24 protein-coding genes and 1 pseudogene are annotated in these 22,433 nt (G+C 72.1%); 11 read left to right on the forward strand and 14 right to left on the reverse strand.

Annotated elements, in window-relative coordinates; translation table 11 throughout:
* Positions 1–36 precede the first annotated feature (36 nt).
* From EXE52_RS15990 to EXE52_RS16000, 3 genes are all read right to left on the reverse strand, one after another.
* Positions 37–1,053 (reverse strand): FAD-dependent oxidoreductase, encoded by a 1,017-nt coding sequence (locus EXE52_RS15990; RefSeq protein ID WP_089307963.1) that lies wholly within the window; start codon positions 1,051–1,053, stop codon positions 37–39.
* On the reverse strand, positions 1,050–2,288 hold the full coding sequence (locus tag EXE52_RS15995; RefSeq protein ID WP_049932386.1) for an ABC transporter substrate-binding protein: 1,239 nt from the start codon (positions 2,286–2,288) through the stop codon (positions 1,050–1,052). Before EXE52_RS15995 ends, EXE52_RS15990 begins: the two co-directional genes overlap by 4 nt.
* Positions 2,289–2,452: 164 nt before the next feature.
* Positions 2,453–3,367 (reverse strand): serine/threonine-protein kinase RIO2, encoded by a 915-nt coding sequence (locus EXE52_RS16000; RefSeq protein ID WP_089307962.1) that lies wholly within the window; start codon positions 3,365–3,367, stop codon positions 2,453–2,455.
* A 146-nt stretch (positions 3,368–3,513) separates the two neighbouring features.
* On the opposite strand from EXE52_RS16000, the gene EXE52_RS16005 reads away from it, so the two are divergent.
* The 4 genes from EXE52_RS16005 (at position 3,514) to EXE52_RS16020 (ending at position 6,815) form a co-directional block, all read left to right on the forward strand.
* Positions 3,514–4,362 carry a biotin/lipoate A/B protein ligase family protein gene (locus tag EXE52_RS16005; protein ID WP_089307961.1) on the forward strand — a complete coding sequence of 283 codons (849 nt, stop codon included), beginning with the start codon at positions 3,514–3,516 and terminating at the stop codon, positions 4,360–4,362.
* A gap of 161 nt (positions 4,363–4,523) precedes the next feature.
* Positions 4,524–5,360: a deoxyribonuclease IV gene (locus EXE52_RS16010; RefSeq protein WP_089307960.1), complete on the forward strand. Its 837-nt coding sequence runs from the start codon at positions 4,524–4,526 to the stop codon at positions 5,358–5,360.
* Between the two features lie 84 nt (positions 5,361–5,444).
* Positions 5,445–5,939: a hypothetical protein gene (locus EXE52_RS16015; RefSeq protein ID WP_089307959.1), complete on the forward strand. Its 495-nt coding sequence runs from the start codon at positions 5,445–5,447 to the stop codon at positions 5,937–5,939.
* 69 nt (positions 5,940–6,008) lie between these two features.
* Positions 6,009–6,815: a class I SAM-dependent methyltransferase gene (locus EXE52_RS16020; protein ID WP_086220344.1), complete on the forward strand. Its 807-nt coding sequence runs from the start codon at positions 6,009–6,011 to the stop codon at positions 6,813–6,815.
* Between the two features lie 448 nt (positions 6,816–7,263).
* Here EXE52_RS16020 and EXE52_RS16025 read toward each other — a convergent pair whose 3' ends face one another.
* From EXE52_RS16025 to EXE52_RS16035, 3 genes are read right to left on the reverse strand one after another with little or no spacing between them, the layout of a single operon-like run.
* The gene (locus EXE52_RS16025) at positions 7,264–7,908 is read right to left on the reverse strand and encodes a hypothetical protein (RefSeq protein WP_049932397.1); all 645 of its coding nucleotides are present in this window, start codon (positions 7,906–7,908) and stop codon (positions 7,264–7,266) included.
* A gap of 51 nt (positions 7,909–7,959) precedes the next feature.
* Positions 7,960–8,487 (reverse strand): Mut7-C RNAse domain-containing protein, encoded by a 528-nt coding sequence (locus EXE52_RS16030; RefSeq protein WP_089307958.1) that lies wholly within the window; start codon positions 8,485–8,487, stop codon positions 7,960–7,962.
* Entirely contained in the window at positions 8,488–10,296 is a 1,809-nt protein-coding gene (locus EXE52_RS16035; protein ID WP_089307957.1) for a helix-hairpin-helix domain-containing protein, read from the reverse strand.
* Positions 10,297–10,411: 115 nt separating this feature from the next.
* Here EXE52_RS16035 and EXE52_RS16040 point away from each other — a divergent pair, with 115 nt between their 5' ends.
* The gene (locus EXE52_RS16040; protein WP_049932401.1) at positions 10,412–10,834 is read left to right on the forward strand and encodes a DUF2237 family protein; all 423 of its coding nucleotides are present in this window, start codon (positions 10,412–10,414) and stop codon (positions 10,832–10,834) included.
* 73 nt (positions 10,835–10,907) lie between these two features.
* Positions 10,908–11,927 carry a hypothetical protein gene (locus EXE52_RS16045; RefSeq protein WP_089307956.1) on the forward strand — a complete coding sequence of 340 codons (1,020 nt, stop codon included), beginning with the start codon at positions 10,908–10,910 and terminating at the stop codon, positions 11,925–11,927.
* Between the two features lie 7 nt (positions 11,928–11,934).
* Here EXE52_RS16045 and EXE52_RS16050 read toward each other — a convergent pair whose 3' ends face one another.
* The 3 genes from EXE52_RS16050 to EXE52_RS16060 all read right to left on the reverse strand — a co-directional run bounded on the left by EXE52_RS16050 (position 11,935) and on the right by EXE52_RS16060 (position 15,082).
* Complete coding sequence (locus EXE52_RS16050; RefSeq protein WP_089307955.1) at positions 11,935–13,176, reverse strand: MFS transporter; 1,242 nt, start codon at positions 13,174–13,176, stop codon at positions 11,935–11,937.
* A 149-nt stretch (positions 13,177–13,325) separates the two neighbouring features.
* On the reverse strand, positions 13,326–13,598 hold the full coding sequence (locus EXE52_RS16055; protein ID WP_049932405.1) for a hypothetical protein: 273 nt from the start codon (positions 13,596–13,598) through the stop codon (positions 13,326–13,328).
* A 92-nt stretch (positions 13,599–13,690) separates the two neighbouring features.
* A complete protein-coding gene (locus EXE52_RS16060; RefSeq protein ID WP_049932406.1) occupies positions 13,691–15,082 on the reverse strand; it encodes a signal recognition particle protein Srp54 in 1,392 nt (463 codons plus the stop codon).
* Between the two features lie 196 nt (positions 15,083–15,278).
* Here EXE52_RS16060 and EXE52_RS18880 point away from each other — a divergent pair, with 196 nt between their 5' ends.
* Positions 15,279–15,449, forward strand: a complete 171-nt coding sequence (locus EXE52_RS18880; RefSeq protein WP_241897930.1) for a hypothetical protein — start codon at positions 15,279–15,281, stop codon at positions 15,447–15,449.
* A gap of 4 nt (positions 15,450–15,453) precedes the next feature.
* Here EXE52_RS18880 and EXE52_RS16070 read toward each other — a convergent pair whose 3' ends face one another.
* From EXE52_RS16070 to EXE52_RS16080, 3 genes and pseudogenes are all read right to left on the reverse strand, one after another.
* A complete protein-coding gene (locus EXE52_RS16070) occupies positions 15,454–15,930 on the reverse strand; it encodes a PIN domain-containing protein (RefSeq protein ID WP_089307953.1) in 477 nt (158 codons plus the stop codon).
* A pseudogene (locus EXE52_RS19215) lies at positions 15,927–16,127 on the reverse strand (AbrB/MazE/SpoVT family DNA-binding domain-containing protein); the annotation flags it as partial. The gene EXE52_RS16070 and the pseudogene EXE52_RS19215, both read right to left, overlap by 4 nt.
* 12 nt (positions 16,128–16,139) lie before the next feature.
* A complete protein-coding gene (locus EXE52_RS16080) occupies positions 16,140–17,009 on the reverse strand; it encodes a pantoate kinase (RefSeq protein ID WP_089307952.1) in 870 nt (289 codons plus the stop codon).
* Between the two features lie 146 nt (positions 17,010–17,155).
* On the opposite strand from EXE52_RS16080, the gene EXE52_RS16085 reads away from it, so the two are divergent.
* The 4 genes from EXE52_RS16085 (at position 17,156) to EXE52_RS16100 (ending at position 20,312) form a co-directional block, all read left to right on the forward strand.
* The gene (locus EXE52_RS16085; protein ID WP_049932411.1) at positions 17,156–17,665 is read left to right on the forward strand and encodes a zinc ribbon domain-containing protein; all 510 of its coding nucleotides are present in this window, start codon (positions 17,156–17,158) and stop codon (positions 17,663–17,665) included.
* 122 nt (positions 17,666–17,787) lie between these two features.
* Positions 17,788–18,624 carry a phosphatase PAP2 family protein gene (locus EXE52_RS16090; RefSeq protein WP_049932413.1) on the forward strand — a complete coding sequence of 279 codons (837 nt, stop codon included), beginning with the start codon at positions 17,788–17,790 and terminating at the stop codon, positions 18,622–18,624.
* A gap of 153 nt (positions 18,625–18,777) precedes the next feature.
* On the forward strand, positions 18,778–19,263 hold the full coding sequence (locus EXE52_RS16095) for a FlaD/FlaE family flagellar protein (RefSeq protein WP_049932416.1): 486 nt from the start codon (positions 18,778–18,780) through the stop codon (positions 19,261–19,263).
* Positions 19,260–20,312, forward strand: a complete 1,053-nt coding sequence (locus EXE52_RS16100; RefSeq protein ID WP_049932418.1) for a hypothetical protein — start codon at positions 19,260–19,262, stop codon at positions 20,310–20,312. Before EXE52_RS16095 ends, EXE52_RS16100 begins: the two co-directional genes overlap by 4 nt.
* Before the next feature lie 29 nt (positions 20,313–20,341).
* Here the strand turns inward: EXE52_RS16100 and EXE52_RS16105 are convergent, their stop codons facing one another.
* Both EXE52_RS16105 and EXE52_RS16110 read right to left on the reverse strand, forming a co-directional pair.
* Positions 20,342–21,166, reverse strand: a complete 825-nt coding sequence (locus EXE52_RS16105; RefSeq protein ID WP_049932419.1) for a shikimate dehydrogenase — start codon at positions 21,164–21,166, stop codon at positions 20,342–20,344.
* A gap of 97 nt (positions 21,167–21,263) precedes the next feature.
* Positions 21,264–22,400: a DUF373 family protein gene (locus EXE52_RS16110; protein ID WP_086216206.1), complete on the reverse strand. Its 1,137-nt coding sequence runs from the start codon at positions 22,398–22,400 to the stop codon at positions 21,264–21,266.
* Between the last annotated feature and the right edge of the window lie 33 nt (positions 22,401–22,433).

Raw genomic sequence — 22,433 nt, forward strand, 5'->3', positions numbered from 1 at the left:
CCCCCCGTCACCCGCCCGCCGTCGGTCCGCGACCCCTCACCGCTCATCGCGGGCCTCCGTCGGCTCGCGGCGCGTCGACCCGTCGCCGCCCGCGTACGCCGCGACCGCCCCGTCGTCCAGCGCGTCGAGCAGCGCGGCGGGCTCGTGTGCGTCGACGACCGCCTCGGGGTCGAGTCGCTCGGCGAGCGCGCGGTGACCGGCCGCGGCGCGCGCGGCCGCCTCGTCCGCGTCGACGTACGCCGACAGGGCGTCGTCGACCGCGGCCTCGCGGACGCGCGCGAACCGCTCGGAGTCGGGGTCGACCGGGCCGTCGGCGTGGGTCTCGTCGAACCACTCGACCCAGCGCTCCCGGTCGGTCCACTCGCCCTCGCGCTCGGCCTCGCGGCGGACCCAGTCGACGCCCTCGGCCGCCGCCGGCCACCAGCCGTCGTCGATCCGGGCGTCGGCGACCACCCGCTTGCCGACCCGCGCGCCCCGGCCCGCGGCCGTGACCGCCTGCCGGTCCGCGTCCGACGGAGACGCGACGTACAGCCCCTCGACCGGCGTCTTCCCGTCTCGGTCCGCGTACTCCCGGTCGAAGTCCTCGCGCGTCTCGCCGTCGCGATCGCGTGCCTCGAACATCGCGCCGTCCTCGTCGAGCCCGCGGAGGTACTCGCCGTCGTAGCGCGTCGCCGCGACCACCCGGCGGGCGGTGACCGGGTCGCCCTCCTGCGGGGTCACGACGAACCGAGGCGCGTCGCCCTCGGGGGGCTCTCCGGGCCCGCCGTCGGTCGCCCGCTCGACGGTCTCGACGAGGTCGTCGACGACCGCACAGCCCGCCCGCTCGGCCTGCTCGCGCATGAGGTCGGAGAGGGTTCCGACGTCGACGCCGGCCGGGAAGCCGGGGTAGTTCTCGAGGTGCGCGCACCGCGCGAGCGACGACCGGCCGCGGTCGAAGACGGTCACGTCGAGGCCGTCGCGCGCGGCGAACACCGCGGCGGCGCAGCCGGCCGGCCCGCAGCCGACCACGACGACGTCGCGGTCGGCGGCCTCGGGCTCGGCGGGACCGCTCATTCGCCCCCTCCGGCGACGATCGAGGCGACCTCGCCGCGGTCGAACAGCTGTTCGTCGGCGGGGATCTCCGGGTAGTCGTCGCCGTGTTCGTACGTCGGCCACTCACCGAACCGCTCCGGGAACAGCTGTTTCGCGGTCATCTCCAGCTGGAACAGGTTCATGATCGGGCCCTGAACCGGATCGCCGGAGGGGTAGAAGCGGTCGTTCGCTATCGCGGAGAGGTCGCCGGCGACCGGGTGGTCCGACAGCTCCTCGCGGACAGCGCCCACGTCGTAGTAAGAGGCGATCCCGTACTGGTGGAGGACGACGTCGGGGTCGACCTCCAGCAGTCGCTCGTGGTCGTATGCCGTCTCGTAGGTGACGTCGTCGCCGGCGAACGCGTCGGGCACGTCGAACGGACGCACGTGCGCGTTCGCGAACCCCGGCTCGTCGGTCCGCGAGGGGTAGTATGTCCCGTCCATGTAGATGAGCGTCGCGACGGTCGGCCGCTCCTCAGCCGGGGGGAGGTCGCTCCGGATCGTCTCGATCAGGTCCTCGCGGACCGCGTCGAGCGCGGCGAAGCGTTCCGACTCTCGGAACGCGGCGGCGACCCGCTCGCCGATCTCGGGGAGGGTGTAGTACTCGTACCGGTCGCGGTACGCCTCGGGCGGCGCGGCGTGCCGGCGGCTGTAGCTGTTTCCGAACCACGGCCCGACGCGCTCCCGGACCTCGGCCACGTCCTCCTCGTCCCAGCCGTCGAAGGAGGCGAACAGCGCCGGGTCGGCCAGGTGGAGGTCGGAGTCGAGCTCGTAGAGGAGCTCGCGGTCGACCGAGATGCCCCCGCCCGAACCGGAGTTGAGCTGCGTGATCCCCTCGCGATCGAAGGAGACGCCGTCGAGGTTCGCGTAGTAGGCGTCGAGCGTGTTCCCGCCCGCGTCGGCGTCGAACCCGAGAGAGTTCACCGCCCCGCCGTGGCCGAGCGCCACGGCGAGGTCGGCGTACAGCAGGCTGTACACCGACACGCTCTCGGGGACCGCGTCGAACTCGACCTCGCCCACCGGGGCCATCGCGGCCGTGTACGTGTCCGGCGAGTCGCCGCCGGAGCCTCCGTCCGCGGAACCGGCCTCATTCTCGGACCCGCTCGGCGTCGTCTCCCTCCCGCTACACCCGGCGAGGAGCCCCGCGCCGGCGACGGCGCCGCAGTACCTGATCGCGTCGCGTCGCGTGCCGGTGAGTCGGTCCGCGTCTGGTTGCATACGATTTAGGCCACCCTAAAGGATTAAAGCGGTTTCGAATCTTAGGTATGCCTAAAACCTCGCCAGACGGTCGGCGAGACCCTGCGGACCGGTGCGGACGTGACGAACGGCAGCCGAGCGGGACGAACCGCGGCCAAGCCGGATTTCGTATCGCGCTATCCGCTTTATTCGGCGCCGAACGACCGCACGCTCTCGAACGAGCCGTCGGCGATAGCGGCGGCGATGCCCTCGATGTCGGCCTCTCGCGGCACCTCGTGCGGGTACTTCCGACCGAAGTACCGGACGAGGTTCTCCACGTCGCGTTCGAGGAACTCCCGCGCGTTCTCGTGGTCGACGGGCACCGCCTGCGGCCAGTCGAAGATGGTGATCCCGCTCTCGGCGACCGCGACGTTGTGCTCGGAGGCGTCGGCGTGGATCCAGCCGAGTTCGTGGGCGGTCGCGAGTTCGCGGCAGATCAGATCGAGGACGCCGACCGCCTGCTCGGGGTCGAGCTTCGCGCGCGAAAGTTCGACGCCCGCGAACTTCTCCATCACGATGGCGTGTCGGTTGTGGTCGACCGGCCGGGGGACGGAGACGTCCGGATACAGCGACTCCATCGCCTCGTACTCCCGCTCGGCCGCCTTGCGCGCGGTGTACAGCCACGAGACGTGGTCCCGGTCGGCGGTGTACTCGCGCTCGCGGTTCACCTCGCGGAAGTTGGTGTACCCCTCGCGGTGGTACTTCAGGGCGAGCGGCCGGAACGACTGCGCCTCGTACACGTCGCCCTCCTTGCCGAGCCCGAGCGGCGCCCCCACGCCGTCTATCGTCTCCCGCTCCGCGAACGTCCGGAGCGCCAGGGCGTCGTACCCCTCGAAGGTGAGCTGGTACCCCTCGTACTGGATCGTCTTCCGCTCGATCAGCTCGCGGTCGAGGCAGCGGTCGATGCGGTAGTCGACCTCCTCGCGCGTCAGGTCGGCGTAGTCCGGGAGCTTGTCGCGACGGACCCACTCCGAGAAGCGCATCCCCTGCTCGACGCCCGAGAGGAGGTAGAAGTCCTCGGGGTCGAGGTCGGCCATGTCGCCGGCGACGTTTCGCACCATACGCGCCCCTACTCCGGCGATTCGTAAAAGGGGCGCGCGTTCGACGACATCCACTGGTATAGCGTATATCGCGATATCGAATTTCGTTCGGGCCGACCGCTGGGCCGAGCGCAACCGCTTTCGGAGCGGCGGCCGACGGTGTCGACATGACCGCGCCCGCCGTCGACTGGCGGCTGATCCGCGAGGAGACCCGCCCCGGCCCAATGCAGATGGCGTTAGACGAGGTTGCCGCCGAGACCGCCGCGGCCGGCGGCCCCGCCACGCTCCGCACCTACCGCTGGGAGCCGAGCTGTCTCACCCTCGGCCGCCACCAAGACCCGGAGACGGTCGACTGGAGATTCTGCGAGCGCGAGGGGATCGACGCAACGCGCCGGCAGACCGGCGGCGGCGGCATCTACCACGACGAAACGGGTGATGTCGCCTACTCTATCGCGGTCCCCGCGGAGACGGTGCCGGGCGAACTGCTCGACTGCTACCACCTTCTTTGCGAGCCGGTCCTCGACGCCTTCGACCGGCTCGGCGTCGACGCGGACTACGTCGACGAGTCGGTGCCGGAACTGTATCACCCCGCCTGCTACCTCCGCGAGCTCCACCCGGCACACGACGTGGTGGCCCCGGGACCGGAGGGCGACGAGCTCCGCAAGATCGCCGGCAACGCGCAGTACCGCAAGCGGGAGGCGGTGATCCAGCACGGGTCGTTGACCTTCTCGGTCGACGCGCCCCGCCACCTCGGCGTCTTCGCCGATCCGTCGGTGACTCCCGAGGCGTTCCGAGACCGGGTCGTCGGGATGGACGAACTGGTCGATGTCGACCGCGCGGCCGCGGTGGCGACCGTCGAGGCGGCGCTGGCCGACTGGGCGGACGCGACTCCGGGAGCGACGGTCGACGCGGACGGGTCGTGGACCGACGACGAACTGGAGCGGGCCGAGGAAATCGCCGCGGAGAAGTACCGGAACGAGGAATGGGCCCGGACGCGACCCGGGGGCGGCGCGTAAGATGCGGAAAGCGGGGAGCGGCGGCAAGACGTGGAAAGCGGGGAGCGGCGGTAAGACGTGGAAATCGGGGAGCGGCGGCGGGTGACGGCGGGGACGACCGCGAACGACCGCGGACCGCCCGGTTCCGAAGGGGCTTTTTCGACCGCCCCCGTGTGATCGGTATGAGTCTCAAGGTCGGCGCGCACGTCTCCATCGCCGGCGGCGTGGACAACGCCGTGGCGAACCAGGTCGAGGTCGGCGGCAACTGTGGACAGATCTTCACCCACTCGCCGCAGGTGTGGCAGGACCCGGACATCGGCGACGAGGAGGCCGAACGGTTCCGCGAGGGGACCGAACGCGACTTGGAGGGGCCGTGGGTGATCCACACCTCCTACCTCGTGAACCTCTGTACGCCGAAGGAGGGGCTCCGTGAGAAGTCGCTCGACTCGATGCAAAAAGAGGTCGACGCGGCCGACAAGCTGGGCATCCCGTACGTGAACGTCCACCTCGGCGCGCACACGGGGGCCGGCGTCGAGGGCGGCCTCGATAACGCCGCGTCGGTGATAGACGACCTCGACGTGCCCGACGGCGTGACGATCCTGATCGAGAGCGACGCGGGCGCGGGAACGAAACTCGGCGGCGAGTTCGAGCACCTCGCGGGGGTCATCGACCGCACCGAGACCGACATCGATGTCTGCGTCGACACCGCACACGCGTTCGCGGCGGGCTACGACCTCTCGACGCCCGAGGCGGTCGACCAGACGATCGGCGAGTTCGACGACGTGGTCGGGTTAGAACACTTGGAGTACGTCCACCTCAACGACTCGAAACACGAGTGCGGCACCAACAAGGACGAACACGCCCACATCGGCGAGGGGCACATCGGCGAGGCGGGGATGGAGCGGTTCCTCAACCACCCCGACCTGACGGACGTGCCGCTCGCGCTGGAGACGCCGACCGAGGACGGGAAGAGCTTCGCGTGGAACATCGACCGAGTGCGCGAACTCCGGCGCGACTGAGGCACCGCGACCGAGACGTCGCCGTCTCCGCGGACGCCGTCCGTCCGACGCAGTTTTAAGTTATCTCGCGGGCGATCCGCGGGCATGTCCACCACGAGAGCGCTGCTGGTCGGCCGTCGCCGCGGCCGCGCGGTCGGACTGGTGGTCGGATTCGCCGGGGTCGTGGCCCTCGTGCTCGTCGCCGCCTTCGTCGCCGAGTCGGTCGGCGCGACGACGGCGGCCGCGCTGACCGACCGGCTCCTCCCGCCGTTAGTGTTCTACGCGCCCGGGCCGCTGGCCGCCGCCGGGGCGTACGCGCGCTGCGGGGGACCGGCCTGTCTGACCGTCGGCGTCGTGCCGGCGGTCGTCCTCGGGGGGTTCGTCCTCGTCGGGACGGTGGTCGGCGTCCCCGGCGTCAACGGCGGGAACCCGGCGCTCGGCGACGTGACGGTGAGTTTCGCCGCGATCGGGCTGAGCAGCGCGTTTGTCGGCTACTGCGCCGGGGTGACCGCCGTCCTCGCCGCCGACATGCTGGGATTCGGCGGCCACGGCAGCGGAGGGGAGACGGACGGCGGCGAGGGGGACGCCGACGAGGCGTGACGGCCCGACCGGGAATCGAGCGGCGGTCGATCTCCGGACGTTTATTTTCGCCCGCGCCGAAGCGGGGGCGTGCGACGCTTCTCCGCCGAGTACCTCGAACACACCCGCCGCGGGATGTGGGAGGACGGCCGCGACGCGCTCGCCGACTTGGAGCTATCGAGCCGCGAGCGCGTCCTCGATGTCGGCTGCGGTACCGGAGAGCTGACCCGCGTGCTGGCCGCGGAGACGGACGCGGACGTACTCGGCGTCGACGCGGACCGAGAGCTCCTCTCGGTCGCCCGCGAGGAGAGCGACGGCCGGACTGGCTACCTCGCGGGCGACGCCACGCGGCTCCCGGTCGATGACGACGCGGTCGACCTGGCCGCCTGTCAGGCCCTGCTGATCAACCTCCCGGACCCGACCGCCGCGGTCCGAGAGCTCGCCCGCGTCTCCGGGGACCTCGTCGCCGCGGTCGAGCCGGACAACGCCGACGTGCGGGTGGCCTCGACGGTCGACGCCGAGGAGCGACTGGAGCGCGAGGCCCGCGAGGCGTACGTCGACGGGGTGGACACCGACGTGGCGCTCGGCGACCGGGTCCGCGAGGCGTTCGACGCGGCGGGACTCGTCGACGTGCGCACTCGGCGCTACGTCCACGAGAAGCGGACCGAGCCGCCGTACGCCGAGGCCGCGCTGCGGTCGGCGGCGCGGAAGGCCTCCGGCGCGGGGCTGGCCGACCACCGCGACGAGTTGGTGGCCGCGACCTCCGAGCGCGCGTACGACGACCTCCGCGGGCGCTGGCGCGAGATGGGCCGCGAGGTCGTCGACGCCATCGGCGCCGCGGAGTACGAACGCGTCGAGTACGTCCCGTTCGACGTGACGGTCGGACGAGTGAGCTGAGAGAAAGAGGAAACCAGAACCGACGCCGACGGGCGGTTATTTATAAGCCAGAGAGGCTGATTCCGAATTTGATAGATAAATGAATGGTAGCAGATCGGCGGCCGACACCGCCAAAGCCCCAGCCGTCCGGGTATAAATGACTGGTTGTAGATCGGCGGCGAACTCCTCCAAAGCCCCAGCCGCGAGGGCTCGCGCGGCTCGTTGCGCTCCTCGCTCGCGTTGCTCGCTGCGGTGCGTACTGCGCCGTGCTTCGCCCTCGCGACTGCCACTTTGAGTCCCGCCCCGCACCGCGCCTCACGCCTCCCCAGCCTCGTCGGCCGGCCTCCGCTTCGCTCCGGCCGGCCGACTCCCTCGCGCGTGCTGTCTCGCGGCCGCCGAGGGCGGCCGCTCGGAGGCGCGCGCCACCGCACCGGGTTCGATTTATAAATAGCGTCGCGGTGCGTCCGCCTTACACCATGTCGCCGCGAACCGAGGCGCCCTCCTGCTCTGTGCGCTGTCGTTTCAACACGTCCGCGGCCTCGGTCGCGGCCTCCTCGTCGGCGCCGAGCATCCCGAGCGCGGCGGGTAGCGTCGGCATCGCGAGCGAGGCCTCGCGGAGGCGGTCGAAGGCCTCGTCGTCGCGCTCGCCGTCGACCCACAGGCAGACCCCGCGGGGGTCGAGCACCTCCTCGTAGGCGTCCCGGGCGAGCGCGCCCTTCAGGCGCTGCCGGACGTTGTCTTCGAAGCCCGCGTTACACACCTCCAAGTGGATCGGCTCGTCGTCGTCAAGGAGTTCGGCCGCGAGGCACTTCTCGGGTGCGGCGTACCCGTTGTCGCTCGTCCGCACGCGGTCCGGGTGCGCCTCGGCCCACTCGGCGTCGACGGTGGTGCCGACGCCCTTCACGCCGTACTCGGCCTCGAACGCCGCGGCCGCGTCGCCGTCGCCGCCCATGATCACGTCCTTGGTGAGATAGACGTCGAGCCGGTCGACCGGGTCGAGTCCGAGCGCCACGTCGCCGAACGCCCACACCTCGCGGACGGGCACCGGCATCGGTTCGCCCGCGACGCGGTCGACGAGCGACTCCAGACGGTCGACGGCCCCTTCGCGTTCCATTGGCGACGACTACGCGTCGGGCGGGCAAACCGGTTACGCTCGGCGGGGCGGTCAGATCTCGTCGAGCCGCGCCGCCACGTCGTCCCAGTGCCCCCCTTTCCAGAACCACTGGCCGCACTCGGTGCAGCGCCACCCCGGGCGCTCCGACCCTACGTCGTCCGGGACGTACTCCGGACGGTCGGCCGACGGGTCGCCGACTTCGAGCGAGTCGACGCGCTCGACGGGCCCGTTACACGAGCCGCACCGCGTCGGCTCGTCGGCGAGTTCGACGCGGAGACCGGCGGCGGCGAGTTCCCGGAGCTGGTCGAGCACGTCGCGCTCGGCGAGGAGGACGGCGTCGACGGCGGGGTCGCCGCGGGGGGCGCGGTCCGCGAGGTCGTGGTCCCGAGTGAGGAGGACGCGGTCCTCGGCGGCCGCGACCTCGCGGAGCCGGTCGTCGGCCTCGATCCCCCGGTCGAGCGCGTAGGCGGCGTCGTACCCGCAGAGCCGGAGGTAGGTGGCGAGCTTCCCGCACATCACGTCGAGCAGGACCGGCGGGCGGTCGGCGGCCGAGGGGGCGCTCCCGTCCCGGTCCGTCATCTACAGCAGGAACGACCGGAGCCCGTCGAGCGAGCGCGCGTTGAGCACGTCGGCGGCCCGCGCCCACCCCCGCCGCGCGGTGTGGACGCCGTACCGCGCGTTGTCGAGTTCGCGCGGGGCGTGCGCGTCGGTGTTGACCGCGATCGCCGCGCCCGCCTCGACCGCGGCCCGGACGAACTCGCCGTCGGCGTCGAGCCGGGCGGGGTTCGCGTTCACCTCGATGGCGGTGCCCGACGCGGACGCCGCCTCGGCGACCGCTTCCACGTCCGGGTCGAGCCCCGGTCGCTCGTTGATCAACCGGCCGGTCGGGTGGCCGAGCACGTCGACGTGAGGGTGCTCGACCGCCCGGACCAGTCGCTCGGTGGCCGCCTCGGCGTCCTGCCCGAGCGCGGCGTGCGGCGACGCGACGACCAAGTCGAGGGCGGCGAGCGTCTCGTCGTCGGTCGAGAGGTCGCCGTCGGCGTCGATGTTCGCCTCGATCCCGTGGAGGAGCGGGATATCGACTTCGTCGGCCGCCTCGGCGACCGCCGCGGCCTGCGCCTCGATGTCGGACTCGTCGAGCCCGACGCCGCCCACCATTCCCGGTCCGGTCGCGTGGTCGGTGACGACGTGGTAGTCGTAGCCGCGTTCTTCGGCCGCCGCGGCCATCTCGGCGATCGAGAAACCGCCGTCGGACCAGTCGGTGTGGGTGTGGAGGTCGCCGCGGAGCTCGTCCGGCCCGACGAGCGGCGGCAGGCGACCCTCGGCGGCGGCCTCGACCTCGCCGCGGTCCTCCCGGAGCTCCGGCGGGACCGGGTCCATGTCGAGCGCGCGGTAGACCTCGTCCTCGCTCTCCCCCGCGATGCGCTCGCCGGCACGCGTCGCGTCGGCCTCCGCGCCGTCCGCGGCGGCTCCGTCGGCCGCCTCGCCTTCCGCGTCGTCGTCGGCCGCCTCGCCCTCCGCGTCGCTCACGTCGAAGAGCCCGTACTCGTTCAGCTTGCGCCCGCGGTCGATCGCGCGGTTGCGGACGGCGACGTTGTGCGCCCGCGACCCGGTGAAGTACTGGAGCGCGGCGCCGAACTCGTCGGGGTCGACGATCCGGAGGTCGACGCGGGTGCCGTCCGCGCGCACGCTCGCCTTCCCGGTGCCCGCCTCGATCGTCGCGTCCGCGGCCTCCCAGTGGGTGAACGCCTCGACGATTGGATCGCGCTCCTCGCTGGCAACGAGCAGGTCGATGTCCCCGATCGTCGGCTTCCACCGCCGGATCGAGCCGCACACCTCGACCGACTCGACGGCGTCGCGGTCGGCGAGGTACGCGAGCGCGTCGTCCGCGACCGGCCGGGCGTCGCCGAGGCGGGTCCGCTCGCGGGCCTCGCGCGCGAACGGGATGTTGTCGAGGATGTTCTCCTCCGTCTTGGCCCCGAAGCCGGAGACCTCCCGGATCTCCTCCGCCTCGGCGGCGGTCTCCAGCTCGTCGAGGTCGCTGATCCCGAGCGCGTCGTACAGCGAGCCGACCGTCTTCGGCCCGACGCCCTCCACCGCGGTCAGCCCGGCCATGTCGACGGGCAGCTCCTCGCGGAGCTCGGTTAATTCTCCGATCTCGCCGGTCTCGACGTACTCGACGATCTTCGCGGCGATGGCGTCGCCGACGCGGTCGATCTCGGCGACCGCGTCCTCGCCGTCGGCCGCGAGCCCCTCGATCGGCGCCGGGTGGTCGCGGACGTTCTCGGCCGCCCGTCGGTAGGCGGTCGGTTTGTACTCGACGCCCGTCGCCTCGAGGAGGTCGGCGAACTCCTCCAACCGCGTCGCGACCTCGTCGTTCCGGCTCATCACGCGACCGTTCGGCGGGACGGCACTTATACCGCCGGGCGAACGCCCGCGATCGGCGCCGTCCGCGGGCCACGTCGACCGGTCGCTTATTCCGACCGAGACCGAACCCGGTAGTATGTCGAGCGACCACGGCGGCGCCGACGGCACGGCGGACCGAAACGTCCTCGGGGGCGAACTGGCCCCCTGCGGCCGCGACCCGACGACCGGCTACCTGCGGGACGGACACTGTCGCGACGTGGACGGCGACGCCGGCGAGCACACGCTCTGTGCGGTCGTCACGGCCGAGTTCCTTCGGTACAGCCGCGACCGCGGCAACGACCTGATCACGCCCCGCCCCGAGTTCGAGTTCCCCGGGCTGGAGCCGGGCGACCGCTGGTGCCTCTGCGTCGGCCGGTGGCTGGAGGCCGCCGAGGCGGGCGTCGCCCCGCCGGTCGTCCTCGAAGCGACGGACGAGTCCGTGCTGCGCGCGGTCGATCCCGACCGACTCCGCGAGCACGAGTTCGACCCGGCGGCGTTCGATCCCGGAACGCTCGACTGAGGTGGGCGCGCGCCGGGGCGGCGTTCGGAGGCGACCCCGGAGGCTTTTTCGCCCCGGCCCGGGACTCCGAGACATGGCCGAGACGGGCGACGCGCCGGACGACAGCGTCCGCGAGCGCGCCGATAGGAGCCGCGTCGCGCTGTGGCTCCTGCTCGACGCCGACCGACGGCTCGTCACGGCCGTCATCCTCTCGCTCGTCTTCCTCGGACTGGTGGCGGCCGGGGCCGTCCTGCCCGGCGCCGCCGAGACCCTCCGCGGCGGCGACTCCGTCGACACGCTGTTCCAAGGGCTCCTCACGGCCACGATCACCGGCGTCACGCTCGTGCTCACGCTGAACCAGCTCGTGCTCTCACAGGAGCTCGGCGCCGTCGGCGACCAGCGCGAGCGCATGGACGGCGCGATGGCGTTCCGGGACGACGCGGCGGCCGTCCTCGGCGAGCCGGTCAGCCCCGCCGAGCCGGCGGCGTTCCTCGGCGCGCTCGTCCGGACGGCGAGCGACCGCGCGACCGCCCTCCGCGAGGCCGTCTCCGGGACGACCGACGCGGAGTTGGCCCGGGCGACCGACGGCCTGACCGACGCCGTCGCGGAGAACGCTGCCCGGACGACGGACGGGCTCGACGGGGCTCAGTTCGGCGCGTTCGAGGTGATATCGGCGGTCCTCGACTTCAACTACTCGTGGAAGCTGTTCGCGGCCCGGCGGCTCCGCGAGCGCCACGGCGAGGCGCTGAACGAGACCGCGGCGGCGGCGCTCGACGACCTGATTGAGACGCTGCGGCTGTTCGGCCCCGCCCGTGAACACTTCAAGACGCTGTACTTCCAGTGGGAGCTGATCGACCTCTCGCGGCGGATGCTCGTGTCCGCCGTCCCGGCGCTGCTGACGGCGGCGGCGATGGTCGCCTTCTTCGACGCCGAGCGCTACGCCGGGTCTATCCTCGGCGTCGAGGCCGTCGCGTTCTGGGTGGCGCTCGCAGCCGCCGTCTCGCTCGTCCCGTTCGCGCTGCTTTTAGCCTACATCCTCCGGATCGCGACGGTGACGAAGCGCACCCTCTCAGTCGGCCCGTTCATCCTGCGCGAGACCGACGGCGAGGCGTGAGCGGCCGTCACTCCCTCGACTCGGTCAGCCAGAGCCCGGCTGCGACGGCCGCCGCGACCCCCATCGACACGGCCAGCAGCGCGAACGCCGGGCGGAACCCGGCGGCGTCGGCCACGACGCCGACCGCGCTCGGCGCGAGCGCGCCGGCCCCCATGAGCAGCGTCCGGACCACGCCGAGGCCGCCGCCGGCGAGCCGCTCGGGGAGCAGCTCCATCAGGTAGGCGCCCCGGACCGGGCGGAAGCCGTGCGACCCGAGGCCGAAGGCGGCGACGACCGCGCCGGCCGCGAGCGCGCCGCCGCCGAGCGCGGGGAGCGAGACGAGGGCGACGAGCGTCGCGGCCGCCAGCCCGAGCGTGGCGACCATCACGGGGAAGCGGCCGACGCGGTCAGAGAGATCGCCGGTGACGAGCTGGACGAGCGTCATCGCGAACACGAGCGAGTACAGCAGGCTCGCCGTCGGGCTCGCGAGCTCGACCGCCTCGGAGAGGTACAGCGGCAGGAACGCGACGAGGCCGTTGTAGGCGAACGAGAAGCCGACCGTCACGAGGACGAACGCCGCGAACCGGGCGTCCCCGAACAGCCGGAGGTAGTCGCGCGCCCCCGGATCGCCGCCGTCGTCGCCCTCGTCCGCCGCCCCCGTCGCCGCCGGGGACCCGGCGAGCCGGACCGCGGCGACGGCCGCGAGCGCGACGGCGAGCGTCCCGGTGAGCAGGAAGGGGGCGCGCCAGTCGGCGCCGGGCAGGCGCGCGAGGACGGCCGCGAGCGCGGGCGGCGCCGAGAGGACGGCGACGACGACCGCGGGCGCGGCGACCCCGCCCATCGCGCCGAGCGTGTCGTGCGCGCCGAGCATCCGCCCGGTGCGAGCGGGGTACACGCGGGCGATCAGCCGCACCGAGACGGTCTTGTGGACGCCCGTCCCCGCGCCGATGACGAGCATCGCGGCCACCAGCGCGGCGAAGGGGGCGTCGAACACCAACGCGAGCGACCCCGCGCCCGCGACGAGCGCGCCGGCGACGATCACCCGTACCGGACCCACCCGGTCCGCGACCGCACCGCTCGGGAACTGTAACAGCGCGTACACGATCATGAAGCCGGTGAACGCGGTCCCGACGGTCGCGTTGCTCACGCCGTAGGCGCCCCGGATCGACTCGAACAGCGGCGGGAAGAGGTACCGGACGAACTTCCCGAGGAACCAGACGAGCGAGACGAGGAGGAGGGCGTCGTACTCGCCGATTCGACGGGAGCGCATCGGGCGTCCTTGCCCGGTCGACGGCATAAAAGGTCTGAAGCGTCGGGCGGCCCGCGGTCGCGCGGCGTGTGGGCTCCCGTCGCCGCGTTGCGTTCTCTGTACTCGTGCCGCGTTACCTGCCGCCGCGATGGCGAACGCCGGCGCGGGCGCTATCCGCCACCGCCGCCGTACGACCCCTTCTGCGCCTCTAGCTCGCCCTCGCGACGGCCGTCGGCCTCGTCGGCGTCCGACGGCGGTTCGGCGTCTCCCGTCGACCGGCGGACCGCGAGCACCCACCCGAGGCCGTACGCCGCCGTCCCGCAGGCGACGCCGCCAGCCGTCCCGAGGGCGGACGCCCCGGCGAGCCCCGAGAGGACGGCCACCGCCGGACCGCCGAGGAGGGCGTATCCGAGGTTGTCGGTCACCACGTCGCGCACGGTCACGCCGGCCTCAACTCGCCCCCGTCAGAAGTGTTTTGTCGTCGCCCCGACCGGATGGAGCGGACAGCCGCACGGGAACCGCCTCGCGGCGCCGCTCAGAACGGGCCCTTGCCGCCGCCCATCATGTCGCCGAGGCCGCCGCCCTCGCCGCCCATCTTCTTCATCATGCGCTGCATATCGCCCTCGCCCATCCCCTGGAACTGGCTGATCGTCTGCTCCATCATCGAGTGCTGTTCGAGCAGCTGCCGGACCGTCTCCTCGTCGGTGCCCGAGCCGCGGGCGATGCGCTCCGTGCGCGACTGGCCGACGACGCGCGGGTTCTCGAGTTCCTCCTCCGTCATCGAGTCCATGATGCGCTCGAAGCGGCGCATCCGGTCTTGGGTGACGTCCATCGCGTCGTCCGGGAGCTCGTCCATCATCCCGCCGCCGAGCCCCGGGATCATGTCCATCACCTGGTCGAGCGGCCCCATCTTGTTCATCGCGTCCATCTGCCGTTTCATGTCCTTCAGGGTGAACTCGCCCTGAAGCATGTCCTCGGGGTCCCAGTCTTCGTCCTCCTCCTGGGTCTCCTGCATCGCGCGCTCGACGCGCTCGGAGAGCTGCTTCAGGTCGCCCATGCCGAGCAGCCGGGAGATGAACCCCGACGGCTCGAACCGCTCGATGTCCTGGACCGTCTCGCCGGTCCCGAGGAAGGCGATCGAGGAGTCGGTCTCGTTGACCGCGGTCAGCGCGCCCCCGCCCTTCGCGGTCCCGTCGAGCTTGGTGATCACGACGCCCTCGATGCCGATCGACTCCTCGAACTGTCGGGCCTGCTCCTTCGCGCCCTGCCCGATCGCGGCGTCCAAGACGAGCAGCGAGCGGTCGGGGTCGACGACGCCTTCGATCTCCTCGATCTCCGCGATGAGGTCGTCTTCGAGTGCGTGCCGCCCCGCCGTGTCGACGATGTGAACGTCCGCGTCGGCCGTCTCTTCGAGGCCGGTGCGGGCGATGTCGACCGGGTCGTCGTTGTCGGGGTTCCCGTAGAAGTCGACCTCCGCGCGCTCGCACATCTGCTTCGCCTGGTCGTACGCGCCCGGCCGGAAGGTGTCGGTCTGGACGACCGCGGGCCGGAGCCCCTTCTTCGAGAACCACCACGCCATCTTCGCCGCGGAGGTCGTCTTCCCCGACCCCTGGAGGCCGGCGAGGAGGATCGTCTGGTTTTCTAAGGGGAGCTCGGTCGAGTCGCCGACCAACTCGACCATCTCCTCGTAGACGATCTTGAGGACGTGGTCCTTCGCCGTGGTGCCGCCCGGCGGCTCCTCTTCGAGCGCGCGGGACTTGATCGAGTCCGACAGCTCCATCACGAGGGAGACGTCGACGTCGGCGGACAGCAGGGAGCGCTGGATCTCCTTGACGATCTCCTCGACGTCGCTCTCGGAGAGTCGGGACTTCCCCTGGAGCTTGTCGAGGCTGCTCCGCAGGGACGTGCCGAGGTCGTCGAGTACCATTTGCCGGAGCTAGGCGGGCGACGCCGTAAAGCTTTGTTCGTCGGCGGGCGCTGCGAGGAGGCCGCGTCGAGGGCGGCGACTGGGACCTCGACGGGAGAGAGCGGCTTCGAGAGACGGCGGTGTACCGGTCGTCGCGATCGGACGGGACGGGGAGATACAACTGTGCGAGGGGTTCCACCGGGCGGCGGTCGCGTCCGTGTTCGAACTCGACGAGATTACGGTGAACGTCCTGTGTCGCCACGAGGAGTGGCAACGGATCCGGGACCGGATCGCCTCCGATCCGTCCGCGGCCCGGAGTCAAGAACCGCCGATCGAACCCCGCGAACACCCGGACTTGCGGGACCTCTTTCCGGACGAAACCCGGTAATCGATCACGCAGGAGACACGGTCAGCGACGGGAAGTACGTCGAGTAGACCTCCTCGTCGAAGCTGACCAGTCCGTCGCAGTCGACTGCGGCGTGCGCGCCGATGAGGAAATCGGCGGCGACGTGCTGGCGCGGTGAGAGCGACTCGCCGCACGCCTCGCAGTCGACGGACCGCTTCTCACCGCACGCGGGACACTGGATTCCGTCCGGACGGCGGTCCACGTATTCCCGGAACCGCTCGCCCGCGGCGAAGCGCGCCTCGCGCGAGGGTTCGGTCACGTCGACGCTGAAGTCCGCGAGAAAGCGATCGAGGTCGGCGGCCGATGCGAAGCGGCCGTCGGCCGCGAGTTCGGCGTAGACGACGGGCGCGGCAACGACCGCTCCGTCTCGATACGCGCGCCTGAGCGCCGCCTCGCTTGCGTCAGCGCGTTCGTCGTCGTACAGCAGCCCGAGGAACGCGTTCGTGTCGACCGCCGTCGTCACGGGTCGGCACCCGTCGTCCCGCCGTCGGAACCCTCGTCGGTTTCTGGTGGGCCATCGACCTCTCGCGGGTACTCGCCGCGGAGTCGACGCATCCGCTCCGGCATCGTCTCGTCGCTGTCGGCGCTTCCACGATGCTTCTCGAAGAGGTCGTCGCCGTCTTCTGTGGTCGGCGCCCGCTTCTGGAGCCGATACTCGGATCCGAGGCGCCCTCAGTCGTCAACGAGCCGCGCGCCCGCGGCGTCGATCCGGCAGGCCTCGGGGTCGTAGCCCGCGTCGGAGAGCCCGGTGCCGAGCGCGAAGACGGTGCGGCCGAGCATCGCCATCGCGGCCTCGCCGCCGGCCGCGTCGACCGCGTCGATCGCCTCGGCCACCTCGGGAACGAGGAGATCAGCCTCGCCGGCGAATCCGCGGGCCGCGTCCATCAGCGTCGGGAGCCGCGGGTCCGCCCGAAGCCGGTCGAGCGCGTCCTCGCCGGCCGCCGAGAGGGCGTCCGTGTCGCCGCCGAGTACCTCCTCGGTCGACAGCTCGCCGAACGTGACGTACTCGACGCGCGCGCTCGCCGGCACACCGTCGAGCTCGCCGACGCCCGGCGCGCCGGGTTCGAGCCGGACCGGGACCCCGCCGCGCGCCTGCGCGACCACGTCGCCGAGGCCGGTCCCGCGGTCGACCTCCGCGGCGTGGGCGACGCGGACGAGCTCGTTCTCGGAGCGCCCCCGGTCGAACGCGTCGTTCGCCGCGAGCGCGGCCCCGAGCGCCGCGGCGCCCGAGACGCCGAAGCCCGCGCCGATCGGGAGGTCGGTCTCGACCGCCACGTCGGCGGCGGTCGCGTCCAGTTCGGCGAGCACGTCGTCGACCGCGCCGATCGAACCGACCTCGCCGTCGATGGTCGTCTCCCCAGCGGCGGCGTCGTCCGGCACCGTGTCCCCGTCGTCCGCCGCCGACACTCGGACCGTCACGCCGTCGGTGAGCGTCACGCCCGCGCCGCGCGACCCGGCGACGGTCGGGTCGTCGTCGCGGTGCGCGCTGAAGAAGGCGGTGACGTGACCCGGGACGAACGCGGTCGCCCGCTGGCTGCTCATGTCGCGGCCGACGACCGGGCCGCGATTAACGGTTGTTATCCGCGACGGGATTCCCGGGACGTCCGCGCGACGAGAGCGACCGCCCGGCCGCGGTCGCTCGGTGCGACACCGCAGGCCTAAGTACAGGCCGATCGAACCCGGGCCGTATGCGAAGCCAGTTGCGTCCCGTCCTCGCCGCCGTGCTCGCGCTGGTCCTCCCGGGGCTCGGCCACCTCTCGCTGCGCCGGTGGGGCCGGGCGCTGCTGTGGCACCTGACGATCATCGGCGGCGGCGTCGCGCTGTTTGCCCTGTACGACGTCGAACCGGTCGACCCTCTCGCCGACCCCGCGGCGGTGTCGGCCGCGGTCCCCCCGGACGTGGCGCTGCCGATCGCGCTCCTGTCGCTGCTGTCGGCGCTCGACGCGTACCTCGTCGGCCGGACCGTCGTCGCGGAGCGCGAGCGCGCCGCCACCGCCGAGGCGATGCGGCGTCAGGTCGAGCGCGCCGACGGCGACGACGGGGCGGGAGCCGGTCACGCCGCGCCGGTCGCGGCCGTGAGCGGCGGGGACGGCGAGGCCGTCGACGTGACCTGTCCCAACTGCGGCAAGGAGATCGACGCCGACCTCGAATTCTGTCACTGGTGTACCGAGCCGCTCCCGTGGGCAGAGTCGGACTGAGTCGACGGGGCGGTGCGGAGCGCGGCGGTCGTCGGAGACGCGGACCGACCCACCGCTACCGAGGGAGTAATACCGGTCCGGTCCTGGCCTCGTACCGACGGATGACGGGTGAGACGTAGTCGATGATCGAGCAACTCCCGGTCGAGTTCCTCCGGCTCCTCGGCGTCGTCCTCGCCGCCGTGGTCGCCGCGTTCGCCGCGCTGCTACCGGCGTGTGTCGGCCGCGATCGAGTCCGGAGCGTCCTCGCGGACCGCGAACTGCTCCGCGAGCGCGCGCGCAGAATCGCGCCGTACGTCGGCGGACTCGCGCTCGTGCTCGCCGTCAACAAGGGCCTGCTTCGACGGCTGGAAGCGTTCTCGTTCGAGTACGGCTACCGCGCGACGACCGCCATCTACGCTGTGGAGGGCGACCTCGTGGCCGCGATACAGGACGCGATCCCCCGGGCCGCGGTGTACTACTTCGGACCGATATACGTCGTCGGCTACGTCGTGTTGCTCTCGTTCCCGCTCGTGGCGTACGCGTTCGCCCGGAATCTGCGACCGCTGAAGCGACTGATCGCGGCGTACGCGGTCAACTACGCGTTCGCGATCGCCTGCTACGCCGGGGTCGTCGCGTACGGTCCGCGCAGCTACCGCGACGTGCCCGGTGCCGACCAGAGCGCCGCGAGCGTCGAGCCGCTCCTCCTCGACTGGTTCCGCGGCGTGACGCGGCTGACGGCGCGAGTGAACGTCGAGACGAACGTCTTCCCCTCGCTTCACACCGCGCTGTCGGTGACGGTGCTGCTCGCGGCCGTCTTTACCCACGAGGAGTTCCCGCGGTGGACGCCAGTGGCCGCGTTCCTCACCGCGAGCATCGTGGTGGCGACGATGTTCCTCGGGATCCACTGGGCGACCGACGTGGTCGCCGGGACCGCACTCGCCGCCGGCAGCGTCGCGCTCGCGAACCGCGTCGTCGACTGAGCGGCCGCACACGGTCCGCGCACGAGCGCGCGGCGAGCGCTCCCGGCGCCGGTCGTGCCACCACGACGTTTCTCACCGCTGATAACCGAGGCCTAACTATCATATGACCCCGCCGTGAGGATTCGGGTACGGACGCGAACGACGGACGGAAACATGAGTCTGAATCCACGACGATACGACGTACGGGAGCTGCGCCGGATCGCGGACGCGCCGCGAGACGGTGCGGACGGGGCGCCTCGGGAGCGGGCGCTCCGGCGGCCGAACCGGAACCGAGCCGAGCAGGCGGCGCGCTCGGCCGCGTTCACGGAGCTGCTCCAGCGTCAGCGTGGTGCGCGGTTCGACGGCGACGACCCCGCGGACCGGCCGTACCTGACGGCGATCCCGGCGTCGCCCGCGGCGGAACGCGAGATCGGCGAGTGGCTCGGCTACCTCGTCGACGTCGGCGGCCACGTGCGGAGCCGGGACGTGCTGTCCTACTACGGCGAGCTCGACTGGGTCGGCGACGACGCGGTCGCGGCGCTGACGCGCCGGCTGGAGGGGTTCGACGCCCCGACGCGCGACCGGCCGTTCACGCCGGCGGACCACCGGATCAGTCTCGTCTCCATCGTCCGGATCGCTTCGTGTGCGAGTGACCAATGAGCGACGACGAATCCACGGACATCAACGAATCGGACGAATCGGCAGCGGTCGGCGTAAAACTCGGCAGCACCCGAACGGTGCTCGACGTTCCCGACGGGCGGGGCGGACGGGAGCGCCACTCGGTGCTGACCTGTCTGGCGACCTACGAGGACGCCATCACCGGCGAAGAGAAGGTGCTGTTCGGCGAGGAGGCCGCGGTCGAGTACCCCGACCGCGTGCGCTTCATGCTGCGGTCGGGCCTCCCCGAGGACGACGACAGCGTCGCGGACGCAGAGCGCTTCTTCGAGGCCATCGTAGATGCCTACGACGTGCCCGAGGACAGCGCGGTCGTCTACGCGGTGCCGACCATCGACAACGAGGCGGGCGTCGAGAATCTCAAGTCGGTGATCGAGGGCTCCTCCATCGGCCAGGTCGAGACCCGGAGCTACCCCGAGTCGCTGTGCGGGGCGATCCCCGCCTACGGCGACGACCTTGACGCGATCGACGAGGTGTTCGTCTCGGTGAACCTCGGGTCGACGACGATGGAGGCGTGCGCCTACCGGCGCGGCGAGCAGCTCTCGCCGTTCTCGACCGGCTCGGTGACGGGTAACGAGGTCGACCGCCGGATCGTCGCCGCCGTCGAGGAGGAGAGCCAGGGCCGCGTCCACATCGACCGGACGACCGCCCGCGAGTATAAAGAGGAGCACGCGGACGTGTACGACTTCGAGCCGTTCACAGACGTGATCCAGCAGCCGGGCGGCGGAAGCCACGAGTTCACCGTCGACCGGGGCGTCCGCGAGCCGGTCGACCGGTACATCGACGAGGCGGTCGACGTCGTCGCCAACGAGTTCCTCCCGGAGCTCGCGAACGACCACATGAAACCATACCAGCTGGCGCTCGGGCGCCCCCTCGCCGCAACCGGCGGCATGGCGTGTATCCCCGGGCTCACCGAGGAGTTCGAGAAGCGCCTCGCCGAGGAGCTCGACCGCGACGTTGAGGTCGTCTCCCCCGACAGTCCCGCGACCGCGGCCGCGGAGGGCGCGGCGCGGATCGCGGAACGGCTGGTCTGAGCGGCGAACCTCCCGTCCCGAACCCTTCCTTACTCCAACGCAGCCCGCAGCGCCGCGTTCATCGCGTCGACCGGCGCGTCCTCGCCGGTCCAGATCTCGAACGCCTCGACGCCCTGATACAGCAGCATCCACGCGCCGTCGACGGTCGTCGCGCCCGCGGCGGCGGCCTCCCGCAGCAGCCGCGTCTCGACGGGCGCGTACACCGCGTCGAGGACCGCGAGGTCGCCGTGGAGGTGTTCCGCGGGGACGGGCGTCTCGTCGGGCGCCTCCATTCCGACGCTCGTCGCGTTGACCAGGAGGTCCGCGGCGGCGACGCGCTCACCGAGGTCGTCGAGGCCGCCGCCGGTCGCGTCCGGAACCGCGTCGGCCAGCTCGACGGCCCGCTCCGCGGTGCGGTTCGCGACGTGGACCGTCGCGCCCGCGTCGGCCAGCGCGAACGCGGCCGCCCGTCCCGCGCCGCCCGCCCCGACGACGAGCGCGTCTCGCCCGTCGACCGCCACGTCGTGGTGCGCGAGCGCCCGGGTCACCCCGGCAGCGTCCGTGTTGTGGCCGCGCGGCCGGTCGGCCTCGCCGGCCCGGACCGGCCCGTAGTCGACCGTGTTGACCGCGCCGATGCGCGCGGCGAGCGGGGCGGCGTCGACCGCGTCGAGGGCGTCGCGCTTGAACGGCACCGTGACGTTGAGCCCCGCCACTCCGAGGTCGGCCGCGCCCGTGATCGCCGCGGCCGCGGCGTCGGCGTCCGGCTCGAAGGTGACGTACCGCGCGTCGAGGCCGAGCGCCTCGTAGCCCGCCTCGTGTAGCGGCGGCGACAGCGAGTGCTCGACCGGGTTCCCGATCAGTCCGTAAACGTCCATGCCCGCCCCCGCGGCCGCGACCGACAAAAGGCGGTCGGTCGGACGACGCGTCCGCGGTCTACCCGTGCCCCCGCGGCTGAACGTCTCGTCCGGCCGTCTACTCGCGCTGCCCCTCGGCGTCCCGGTCCGCGTCGATGACGTCTTCGAGGGTCTCGGTGCCGACGTCGCTGGCGACCTTGACGCCGACGAGCGACACGACGATTCCGCCGACGATGAACGCCGCCAGCTGCTGGACCGGAGTCATCGCCATCCCGTACGCCGACAGCGGCTGCCGGATCGCCTCCTGGGCGAGGAAGTAGCCCGCGAACCCGCGGACGACGAGGGCCACCGCGGCGATGACGAACGGGAGGTTGAGGTACGGCGTCCGGATCCCCTCGTCGCGGATCAGCTCGTCGAGCAGCCGCCCGACGGCCGCGGTCACGCCGGCGACCGCGAACCACGGGACCGCGACGAAGGTGAACTCCACGACCTCGACGAGCCGGGGCGATCCGGGGGCCAGCTCCGAGGCGGCGAGGAAGCCGAAGAAGCCGCCGACCAGGGCGAGCCCCCCGGCGACGACGTACGTCACGACCGACACCTGTCCGGCGTACAGCGCCTCGCGGACGCGCTCGGGCATCCCCGCCATCAGCCGATCGATCGCGAGCCCCTTGTACAGCAGCGCGGCGCCGAGCAGCCCGGCGACGCCCGCGACCGCCTCGCCCGCGGAGAACCAGGCGAACAGCGCGGGCACGAGGAGCAGCGCGACCCCGACGGGGACCAACACCGTCGACCGCAGCTGCTCGTCGGCGAGGAACTGCTTGAGGAGGTAGTAGGTGGACTCGATGTCGCGGGCCTGCCGGACGACGACGCGGTCGACGGAGTCGACGGGGACCCGCGACTCCACGACCGGGAGGACGCGCTCGTCCTCGGCGGAGTCGACGACGACGATCGCGGCCCGCGGGTCGTACCGCTCCACGAGGTCGTCGAGCTGGGAGGCGATAGAGCGGTCGGCGCCGACCGCCGTGTCGCTCTCGGCGGAGACGACCGCCACCACCGACTCCTCGCGTTCGTCCCTGAGGTCGCGCGCGACGCGAAGCGACTCCAGCAGGCAGTTCACGCTGGCGTCCTCGGGGTCGTCCAGCCCGGCGTCCGTGACCAGCGACCGGACGGCCTCCCAGCCGGCGACCGGCATCGGGACGTTGGTGGCGCGGCCGATCGCCCCGGAGCGGTCGACGCAGATGACCAGCGTCGTCACGTGTCGACTCACACCGCGACCGGACAAAAATCC

Origin of the sequence: Halorubrum sp. CGM4_25_10-8A, assembly GCF_005435025.1 — an archaeon.
GTDB lineage: Archaea > Halobacteriota > Halobacteria > Halobacteriales > Haloferacaceae > Halorubrum > Halorubrum ezzemoulense.

What these genes read in the sequence shown, in the direction of transcription:
- EXE52_RS16085 (WP_049932411.1), top strand. Translation starts at nt 17,156, where the DNA reads ATGCGAAGCCAGTTGCGTCCCGTCCTCGCCGCCGTGCTCGCGCTGGTC.
- EXE52_RS16025 (WP_049932397.1), bottom strand. Translation starts at nt 7,908, where the DNA reads ATGGAACGCGAAGGGGCCGTCGACCGTCTGGAGTCGCTCGTCGACCGC.
- EXE52_RS16040 (WP_049932401.1), top strand. Translation starts at nt 10,412, where the DNA reads ATGTCGAGCGACCACGGCGGCGCCGACGGCACGGCGGACCGAAACGTC.
- EXE52_RS16080 (WP_089307952.1), bottom strand. Translation starts at nt 17,009, where the DNA reads ATGAGCAGCCAGCGGGCGACCGCGTTCGTCCCGGGTCACGTCACCGCC.
- EXE52_RS16100 (WP_049932418.1), top strand. Translation starts at nt 19,260, where the DNA reads ATGAGCGACGACGAATCCACGGACATCAACGAATCGGACGAATCGGCA.
- EXE52_RS16105 (WP_049932419.1), bottom strand. Translation starts at nt 21,166, where the DNA reads ATGGACGTTTACGGACTGATCGGGAACCCGGTCGAGCACTCGCTGTCG.
- EXE52_RS16060 (WP_049932406.1), bottom strand. Translation starts at nt 15,082, where the DNA reads ATGGTACTCGACGACCTCGGCACGTCCCTGCGGAGCAGCCTCGACAAG.
- EXE52_RS16000 (WP_089307962.1), bottom strand. Translation starts at nt 3,367, where the DNA reads ATGGTGCGAAACGTCGCCGGCGACATGGCCGACCTCGACCCCGAGGAC.
- EXE52_RS16050 (WP_089307955.1), bottom strand. Translation starts at nt 13,176, where the DNA reads ATGCGCTCCCGTCGAATCGGCGAGTACGACGCCCTCCTCCTCGTCTCG.
- EXE52_RS16090 (WP_049932413.1), top strand. Translation starts at nt 17,788, where the DNA reads ATGATCGAGCAACTCCCGGTCGAGTTCCTCCGGCTCCTCGGCGTCGTC.
- EXE52_RS16010 (WP_089307960.1), top strand. Translation starts at nt 4,524, where the DNA reads ATGAGTCTCAAGGTCGGCGCGCACGTCTCCATCGCCGGCGGCGTGGAC.
- EXE52_RS16045 (WP_089307956.1), top strand. Translation starts at nt 10,908, where the DNA reads ATGGCCGAGACGGGCGACGCGCCGGACGACAGCGTCCGCGAGCGCGCC.
- EXE52_RS16005 (WP_089307961.1), top strand. Translation starts at nt 3,514, where the DNA reads ATGACCGCGCCCGCCGTCGACTGGCGGCTGATCCGCGAGGAGACCCGC.
- EXE52_RS15990 (WP_089307963.1), bottom strand. Translation starts at nt 1,053, where the DNA reads ATGAGCGGTCCCGCCGAGCCCGAGGCCGCCGACCGCGACGTCGTCGTG.
- EXE52_RS16095 (WP_049932416.1), top strand. Translation starts at nt 18,778, where the DNA reads ATGAGTCTGAATCCACGACGATACGACGTACGGGAGCTGCGCCGGATC.
- EXE52_RS16035 (WP_089307957.1), bottom strand. Translation starts at nt 10,296, where the DNA reads ATGAGCCGGAACGACGAGGTCGCGACGCGGTTGGAGGAGTTCGCCGAC.
- EXE52_RS15995 (WP_049932386.1), bottom strand. Translation starts at nt 2,288, where the DNA reads ATGCAACCAGACGCGGACCGACTCACCGGCACGCGACGCGACGCGATC.
- EXE52_RS16015 (WP_089307959.1), top strand. Translation starts at nt 5,445, where the DNA reads ATGTCCACCACGAGAGCGCTGCTGGTCGGCCGTCGCCGCGGCCGCGCG.
- EXE52_RS16030 (WP_089307958.1), bottom strand. Translation starts at nt 8,487, where the DNA reads ATGACGGACCGGGACGGGAGCGCCCCCTCGGCCGCCGACCGCCCGCCG.